This window comes from uncultured Candidatus Kuenenia sp., from assembly GCF_900696675.1.
GTDB lineage: Bacteria > Planctomycetota > Brocadiia > Brocadiales > Brocadiaceae > Kuenenia > Kuenenia stuttgartiensis_A.
In genome coordinates, this window is the sequence record NZ_CAADGZ010000139.1 from 1 (window position 1) to 8,221 (window position 8,221).

Annotated in this window: 5 protein-coding genes and 2 tRNA genes; 2 read left to right on the forward strand and 5 right to left on the reverse strand. The window is 41.2% G+C overall.

The window, feature by feature from the left end; all coding sequences use genetic code 11:
* Positions 1-274: 274 nt before the first annotated feature.
* The gene (locus QZT26_RS14950; protein ID WP_295103296.1) at positions 275-1,249 is read right to left on the reverse strand and encodes a glycosyltransferase; all 975 of its coding nucleotides are present in this window, start codon (positions 1,247-1,249) and stop codon (positions 275-277) included.
* 190 nt (positions 1,250-1,439) lie between these two features.
* A complete protein-coding gene (gene amrB, locus QZT26_RS14955) occupies positions 1,440-2,243 on the reverse strand; it encodes an AmmeMemoRadiSam system protein B (RefSeq protein ID WP_099325407.1) in 804 nt (267 codons plus the stop codon).
* A 261-nt stretch (positions 2,244-2,504) separates the two neighbouring features.
* Here amrB and QZT26_RS14960 point away from each other — a divergent pair.
* Positions 2,505-2,581 (forward strand) — tRNA-Met (locus QZT26_RS14960).
* A 100-nt stretch (positions 2,582-2,681) separates the two neighbouring features.
* On the opposite strand, the gene QZT26_RS14965 is transcribed toward QZT26_RS14960, so the two are convergent.
* Both QZT26_RS14965 and QZT26_RS14970 read right to left on the reverse strand, forming a co-directional pair.
* On the reverse strand, positions 2,682-4,121 hold the full coding sequence (locus tag QZT26_RS14965; protein ID WP_295103299.1) for a UDPGP type 1 family protein: 1,440 nt from the start codon (positions 4,119-4,121) through the stop codon (positions 2,682-2,684).
* Positions 4,122-4,737: 616 nt separating this feature from the next.
* Positions 4,738-5,532 carry an MBL fold metallo-hydrolase gene (locus tag QZT26_RS14970; RefSeq protein ID WP_295103300.1) on the reverse strand — a complete coding sequence of 265 codons (795 nt, stop codon included), beginning with the start codon at positions 5,530-5,532 and terminating at the stop codon, positions 4,738-4,740.
* Positions 5,533-5,654: 122 nt separating this feature from the next.
* Between QZT26_RS14970 and QZT26_RS14975 the strand changes: the two genes are divergently transcribed.
* A complete protein-coding gene (locus QZT26_RS14975) occupies positions 5,655-7,823 on the forward strand; it encodes a tetratricopeptide repeat protein (RefSeq protein WP_295103302.1) in 2,169 nt (722 codons plus the stop codon).
* Positions 7,824-7,914: 91 nt separating this feature from the next.
* Here the strand turns inward: QZT26_RS14975 and QZT26_RS14980 are convergent.
* Positions 7,915-7,988, reverse strand: a tRNA-Ile gene (locus QZT26_RS14980).
* Positions 7,989-8,221 lie beyond the last annotated feature (233 nt).

Below are 8,221 nucleotides of genomic sequence, written 5' to 3' on the forward strand. Positions count from 1 at the left end.
TTGACGGAGAAAGGCCAGAAGTTCTCTTGTTCACTGATGACCGCTTCAGCCCTTGATATTAAAGCACTTACGGAAATGGCGGCATGAAAAACACGCATAAAAAACAAGAAATTGATGGATAGTAGTACGGAAATTTATTTTACAATACATTCTCATATAACCTCATTTAGCATACGATTCTTCTTCCAACAAAATTTTCTCCATTCTCACTCATCATCCTCTTCCAAATTCTTTTTTTCCGTGTATTCCGTGGTTGCCATATTTTACTTATAATTTAATGAAACCGTGTTCGCACCATTCCCCATAACATTCCAAATCCCAGAGCACCTGCCCTGAGGACAAGTAAAAACGGAACACATAATCCAACGAGGCAATCTTTTCTGACGCCCAATATCATTAAAGGCAGGGATAGTAGGAAGAAAAATGCACCTGCGCCAAATGCCGCATACAAGCCAGTGGGGGAAAAAACAGAAAAGGAAATGCTCATTAGGAATAAAAACAGAAAAAGAATCTGTAATTTTAATGTTTGAGGGGTGTAGGTATCTTTAAGCATCTTGCCGGGAAATTTTTTATATACTACCGTCCGCCAGTACCCCCTCCAGAATTTAAGCCTTGCATACCTTTTTACCGAAGCGGGATGGTCTAAATGAAAAACAATGGCGTTTGGATTGAACACCATTTTAAATCCCCGCGTTGACATGCGGTACGACAATTCCGTATCTTCATTGTTCGCAACGGGAAAACTCGTATCAAAACCGCCAAGCTGAAGAAACGCATCTTTACGAAAACCCGCGGAATACGTGTCAACCATGTCGATTGATGCAGCCTTTTTCAGCATTTCAAACCGCTCTTCAAACTCAAGCTGGGCGAAACGGGCTACAATACTTTTCTGCCTGTTCCTATATGCCCCTTTTACCGCCATTACGCTTTTATCGTTGAACGGCGCAGCCATTTCCCTTATCCAATCAGGTTCCGGCACACAATCGGAGTCGGTAAATAAAATAATTTCTCCTTTTGCCGCCATTGCTCCTTTATTCCTCGCCGCCGCGGGCCCACTATTTTCCTGCCGGAGATATTTTATATCATACGCCCTTGCAATTTCACCTGTTGCATCTTTTGAACCGTCATCTACCAAAATTATTTCATATGAAGCGGATGGATAATTTTGTTGTTTCAGGGCATGTAAGCACTGCCCGATTGTTTTTTCAGCATTATAGGCTGGTATTATGACTGATATGGAAAATGGCATACAATATTTTCGTCTCTGAATGAGTGAAATGAAAAATCATGGCGCAGCAAAGCCGCAATTAAAATGTAGAGATGCACGGCCGTGCGTCTCTACCGATACTAAATGGAAGCGAGAGCTTCCAATGCAATTGCGTTCCCAAGCCGGAGCTTGGTAACGAGCGTTTTCCCTTTTTCAAAGGGCTAACCAGAAGCTATCGAATGATAATTCCCGCATACCCTACCACCTGATCATAATCGCCGGTGACGTCCCCGCTCGTTGCGTAGCGTACGAGTATTGCTTCTTTTGCGCCACGTTCTTTGGAGCAAGTAAGCATAATCACTGCAGGGTATATTCCGCACATGGAAATGCGTAATTCGCGCACCTTGTTGTATAAGCCGTCTTCGTTAAGCGCTAAAATTTCATTGATGGCAATGTTATCTTTCTTGTTTGCAGACGCCTGCGGCTCGTGATGCGTCATATCGGAAGATGCCACTACGAGCGCATCGGGGTGCAATTTCTGCAGCATCTGGGACATGCACTTCCCTATGGTTTTCAAGTCCTGAATTTTTCTGGAGGCTATGGTCATTACAACTATCTCTGTTTTCTGATTAAAATATTGAATAAAGGGTATTTGTACCTCTGCAGCATGTTCATACAAATGAGCCTCCTTGTCTCTTTCTATAAGGTGGCAACTATTAACCAATTCATCCACCGCTTCCTCATTTACTGCTATCTCTCCAAAAGGGGTTATCCAGGAACCTCCTGGCCAAATTGAATAGGGCTTGCCATATCCGGTATGATTTGGTGACAATATCACTACCAAATCCGGTATCGTAATGTGCGAATATAAACTTCCGGCAATACTGCCGGAGTACATATAGCCCGCATGAGGAGAAACTGCCCCCAGAGCAGATTGTTTTTCACAATCCTTGATGATAAAAGTATCGATCTCATGTTGTAACCGGCTTTTATCCCCGCTGTAAAAAGACCCCGCTACTGCTGGTTGACGTATCATTTTATTTCTCTATTAAATTTAGTTGTTAATAAAAATAAATTGTACAAAAAATATCAAAAACACGTTAGCTTTTATGGGGCAATGACGTATGTTACTGCTTTTCCCCCGGTTGGCTAAATAGTTGCCATAATTAGAGAAAATTCCTTGAAAACGATGATAACAGATGTTATCTTTTTTATATAAATACCATTTCGATTCATCTGTTCCACAATTCTTCTTAAACAACCCTTCCCAAATCAGATTTGAAGAATCTAAACAAATGGCGGTGTAGCTCAGATGGTTAGAGCAGCGGACTCATAAGCCGCAGGTCGGGGGTTCGATTCCCTCCGCCGCTACCATACTTCCGGTCTTATGCGATGGAACATTGAGCATTAACTTCCAAAACCGTGTAACTCATGTTACGCAATAAGAAAAATGTTCAATATTCAAATTTCAATACTAAAGATTCAAAAAACCTCTAAATTCCAAATCCTTATCCACATTTTTTATTAAGTCCTCCTCATTAAATGCAAAACAGGGATTGATTTCAATAAGTCCCTTTACATTATCATTAGAATCCTTCGGGATGGCAACCCCCGCCTTTCGCAACCATTGGCCAAATATATTTACCATGTCTTGTTGCGCTGTTGCGGGAGAATCGTCTCCTTCTGCATTTTTTACCGGAGAAAATTCCTCCTTGCGGATAACTTCCATAAGTACACCATTTTTCACGTGCTTTAAAACGTCAAATATAAATGTTTCAAATTTAATGGCGTTATTTTCTTTCGGGGTAATCAAATTGCCGTTCAAATCAATAAAAGGAACCTTTTTTATTGCGATATGATACGGAAGGTAGGTTTCCATTTGAAACAGCTTTTCAAGAAAGGCGATGCTGAATATGTGAATCGCAATATTTCCTGCATTATATTTTAAAGTGCCATCATTGTTTTTTGCATATTTGTCCTCCTGGCTCAGTTCCGAATACTCAACCACGTGCAAGTGTCCGTCAAGAGAAACAATCACTCCTACTTTTTCATCAGGGCTGCGTTTTTTAACCACCTTTGATGACACATCCGCGCCATCCATAAGATGATAGCCAATAAATACAGGGTCTGCCATTTTTATAAGCACGTTATCCACCTGGTGATAAAAGATGTGCCTGACCCCCCGTTCTTTTATATCATTTATAATACTTTTTTCCTGAAGCGCAATAATTGTGCCCCCATGACCGTTCGGGCTCATTACAATATTTGACTTTGCATTCATCAAAATTTTTCCGTTCATATCTACTGTGGGAATCATTCGTTGGGTAAAGAAATATACCCGTTGTTGGTCAAGCCCGAAGAATTTGTTTGAACGGAAAAACTCCTGCGTGTCGTGATCATTTGTTTCGCTTGTCATAATATACCAGGGAAACATTGCGTTGTATTTCGTTTGAAGAGCGCGTATTTTCTCGGCATGAAGTTGAAAAATGCTTTTTTTGTTGATTGGCGATATGGGGAGCATGCCCTTTGGTCCATCGATTCCCAGCCGTGTTCCCTGTCCCCCCGCAACGGTAAGGATGGCAATTTCTCCATTGCACAAGGACTCCTCCCCCACCTGTTTCGCCTTTTCAGCAGCTTTTTTTCCAGTAATATTTTCCGGAATGCCAATAATCGGTGGGGGTTGTAAATTTTTCTGAAACATGTCAGAAGCGGAAATAAAGCTTTCGTGAAAAAGTTTTTGTAAAAGCGTAAAATCTATTGAAGATATCTGTTTCAAAAGATGCAGCTTTTCGGCAGTAGTTATCTCGTTCCACCAGCTAAAAATGTGGTACTGGCCGGTTTGAAATGCCTTTTCTATAAGGTGCTTATAATCAGGATATGCTTTTTCAATATGGTCTTTGTTTACGGTATTCATAATTTAATAGTATAGGAATTTTCATTTTGCATGTGAGTTTTCAGGGTGGCGCAAACAAGAGAAAAACGCAGGATTTAGTGTCCCTGCTTAGTGCCCCTCCTCCCGGTTGATTAAGTCGTCCATGTTTGAACCGAAACGTTTTGTATGTTTCATAATGCCTGTCGGCAATCAAAAACGACAGACCAATGAAACAATGAACTTTATTATACGCTATTTTTTAAAATGTAAAATATTTATTTTCCCTCTTTTTTCCTGCGCATGATTTATTATTTTTTATCCTCAAAGGTATAAGTAAAAAGAAGAAGGAAAAGTAACATTTTAGTAACACTTTAGTCTTTTGAAAAAGCAAAACGTTCGTTCCCTAGCTCCGCAGACCTGGTCAAATGAACTCTGTTATCTCAAAAATAAGGGGGTAACTCCTCATATTTTATGGGAATGTAATTGCATTGGAAGCTCCTGCTTCCACTCTATAAGAAATATGGGGGATCTTTCAGGCGGGCTCAGATTTATAATCTGAACCCGCCTGGCGTAGCGATATGCTTTCTGTCCAGGGGCGAAGCGTTTGCCATAAATCTTCATAAATGCGTTCTTACCCAAACCGGCAGATGTTTCGCCCCTACTTTTTTAAATTAAATCGCATCCCGTCGCTTGCGGCTATAATGTTGAGTCCTGTTTCCGCTGATAATTGTTCGGCAACCTTGTGGGGGTGAGCCTTGAGCATGGTCATTCCAAAATGATTCAATAATGTAGTTTTTGGTTTTAGTGTGGTGACTATTTCTTTGACGTCTCTTATTGTCAGGTGATACAGCCATTTTCTTGTGTCGCGGTCAGCGTTATAGCGGACAACGTTGATAACCAATGTGTCACCATTGTAGCACTTTAATAAATCCGGAAAGTAACGGGTATCGACGATGTGTGAAATGGTATATTCTGGGGTAATGAAATTAATGCCGTATGTTTCACTTGGATGCTGATGTTTGAGCGGTGTTTCAAAGTAGACGCCGTCTGACAGTTGATAACGCCCACCTTCCTTTATGATAATTATTTTAGTGATATAGTTTCTTACATAGTGGAAAACAACCGGATCTTCCGTTAATGCATCTTCGGGGGCGTAGAGTGTTCCTCTTTTCTTAAATCCCCCTTCAGTCATTGCTTCTATCATAACATTCACATCTGCGGCATGATCCAGATGCCTGTGGGAGAGGATAATTGCATCCAGTTGCATCGGGTCCATTTTTGGCCTGCTTGAAAGGCATCTTACAAGGCATCCAGGACCCGGATCTACCAAAACGTTGAAACCGTGCAATGAATACCAAATGCCCCCTGATGCGCGGAGTTGTTTCGATACGACAATCCTCGCCCCGGCCGTACCGAGGAATTTTATAAAATCTGTTTGAATGGTCGTTTCCATAGTATATTTAAGAGAGTTTGTAAAAATATTTTGTTTCCGATATTTTCATATTATATTATAGGAAGACGTTTTTTGTAGCGTAATGTTGATATATTTTTATTAAATGATAGGAAACGCCTTTTTTGTTCATCAAATCAAATTCAAAACGTACCTCCCTTTTTTCCTGTATTCTTGTCTTAATACCGGTCTTTTCCCTTCTGCTTTATATAAATGCCACTCACGGGAAATTTGTTTATGATGATTTCAAGGTTATCGTGGACAACGGTTTTATCAAGGACTGGAAGTATTTTCCCGCATTGTTTTCTGCAGATTATTTTATCATTTCAGGGGAGATGAGTTACCGGCCATTTGTGACCTTTTCTTATTTTGTTGATTATAGCCTCTGGCAGCTCAACCCTTTTGGTTTTCATTTGACAAACGTTTTATTACATGCAGTAAATACCACGCTTTTTTATCTTTTCTTCCGCCAGGTGATAAAAAATAAAAAGATACTGTGGCTTTCCACACTTTTTTTTATCACACATCCGATTCTTACGGAAACAGTAAATGCTATTGGATATCGCGAGGATCTTCTTTCTGCAACATTTATGCTTATCTCTCTCATCTGTTTTGTAAAATCTGACACATTGCTGTTTGAAAGCAATGGGGAGAAAAGACGTTTTATCATGTATTATTGCCTCTCTCTCCTTACGTATTTTCTTGCGCTTTTTTCAAAAGAAATGGCCATAACCCTGCCGGCTATTTTATTCTTATTTGTTATCTTTTCAGGCCAAGGCATGCGGCAAGGCATTTTGCGAAGGCTTAAAGGTATTTATATTGGATATTTTGCCGTTTCACTGTTTTACATCGTGATACGATTTGTAGTATTAAGAAATCCGGCAGTGCAGGCGGAGTATCAGCCTGGGGGATTCTGGCTGAATATTTTTACGATGCTTAAGGTGCTGGCATCCTATATCAAGGCGTCTTTCTTTCCGTTTAACCTGAATGCGGACTATGTGGTGCCCCTTGTAAAATCTTCTCTGGAGTGGTCAGGCATTCTCTCCGTCTTGTTTTTATGTGCCGTTTTTGTCATCCTTGCGAAACTATGCAAAGTGAGGCATTTCTTTGCCTGCTGGATGGCCTGGTTTTTCATCACGCTCCTGCCGGTTATGAATATTGTTCCTATCGGAAATATTATGGCGGAAAGATATCTGTATCTTCCCGTTATGGGCTTTTGTGTGGTAAAGGGGATACTTATCTACCGTATTACCGATACAACGCTGTCTTCCCGTGCTATTCCTTTAAGAAAAGTGGTGCAACTGGTCATCATAATTTTTATGGTAGGCAGCAATGGCTTTTCTATTATAAGGAAAAACGGAGACTGGCGGGATGAATTTTCATTGTGGACAAAGACCCTGGTAAGGTCTCCGCAAAGCCATCGTGCGCATTGCAATCTTGGAAACGTTTATTTGGAAAAGGGGAATATTGAACGGGCCCAAAAGGAATATCAGGCCGCATTGCTCTGCAATGCTGAAGACGCCAGCATACACAGCAATCTTGGCATAGTATATACGAAACAGGGATTAGAACAAAAGGCAGAGGCAGAATACATAGAGGCAATCCGGCTTGACAGATATTACGCGCAGCCGCACAACAATCTAGGCAATATTTATTACAACCGGGGGCAGCTTGATAAGGCAAAGGAGGAATATCTTGAGGCGCTCAGGATAAAACCGGATTATTCGCATGCGCACAATGGGCTTGGCAGTGTTTACAATTCAATGGAAAAGCTTGATGAAGCCCTTGAGGAGTTTCGAGAATCCCTTCTGTACGACAGCAAATATATCCTTGCCGTAAATAATGTAGGGGTAAACTATGCAAAGCGGGGGAAGATGCATGATGCTATTGAGTATTTTGAAAAAGCGGTTGCGTTAAACCAAAATCAGCCGCAGAGTTATTACAATCTTGGCTTTGCTTATGAAAACCTGGAAGAGGGAGAAAGGGCTGTTCAGGCATACCGCAGGGCGGTTCAGTTAGACCCGGACAATTTTAATGCCCTCCTTGCGCTGGGCAATCTTTGCTACAGGATGGGTATGGCCGATGATGCGATAAACGTATTTCAACATATGATTGTTCGTTACCCCGGTGAGGTAAATGCTTATAAAAGGCTTGTATTTTTGTATCTTGTCAATAAGCGGGATGCCGAAAAATCAAAAAGTTATTTACTGGAACTCTTAAAAATAGACCCCGGCCAGGCCGCGCGGGAGGACATGAAGCAGGTTATCGAGTATTTTAAGCTGTCGGGAGAGTAAGCGTGCAGTCCGGCAGTCGGCAAATTGCAGATTGTAGACTGCTGATTGCCGACTGGAAACTGTAGACTGTGAATGGGTTGGAAAGTAAAAGTGGGCCCACAAGGATTCGAACCTTGGACACGCGGATTATGAGTCCGCTGCTCTAACCAACTGAGCTATGGGCCCCTTTATTGATGTTTGGAATTATACCACAAATTACTACCATTTCAATTTCAAATTTATAGTCAAACAAATCGTAACTATTCAGCGTAAACATTACACGACTCCTGGCGGGTTCACTCATTAGAAGGCTTTTGTCAAGGACAAAATATCTCCGGTCGCAAAAATATCTACATTTTCACGTTTTGAATACCCCTCCAAGTACGGAATCGCTCTTACTGCTGTTTACGAAAATGACT

Coding starts and splice junctions, on each gene's coding strand:
- QZT26_RS14950 (WP_295103296.1), bottom strand. CDS start 1,249: ATGCCATTTTCCATATCAGTCATAATACCAGCCTATAATGCTGAAAAA.
- amrB (WP_099325407.1), bottom strand. CDS start 2,243: ATGATACGTCAACCAGCAGTAGCGGGGTCTTTTTACAGCGGGGATAAA.
- QZT26_RS14965 (WP_295103299.1), bottom strand. CDS start 4,121: ATGAATACCGTAAACAAAGACCATATTGAAAAAGCATATCCTGATTAT.
- QZT26_RS14970 (WP_295103300.1), bottom strand. CDS start 5,532: ATGGAAACGACCATTCAAACAGATTTTATAAAATTCCTCGGTACGGCC.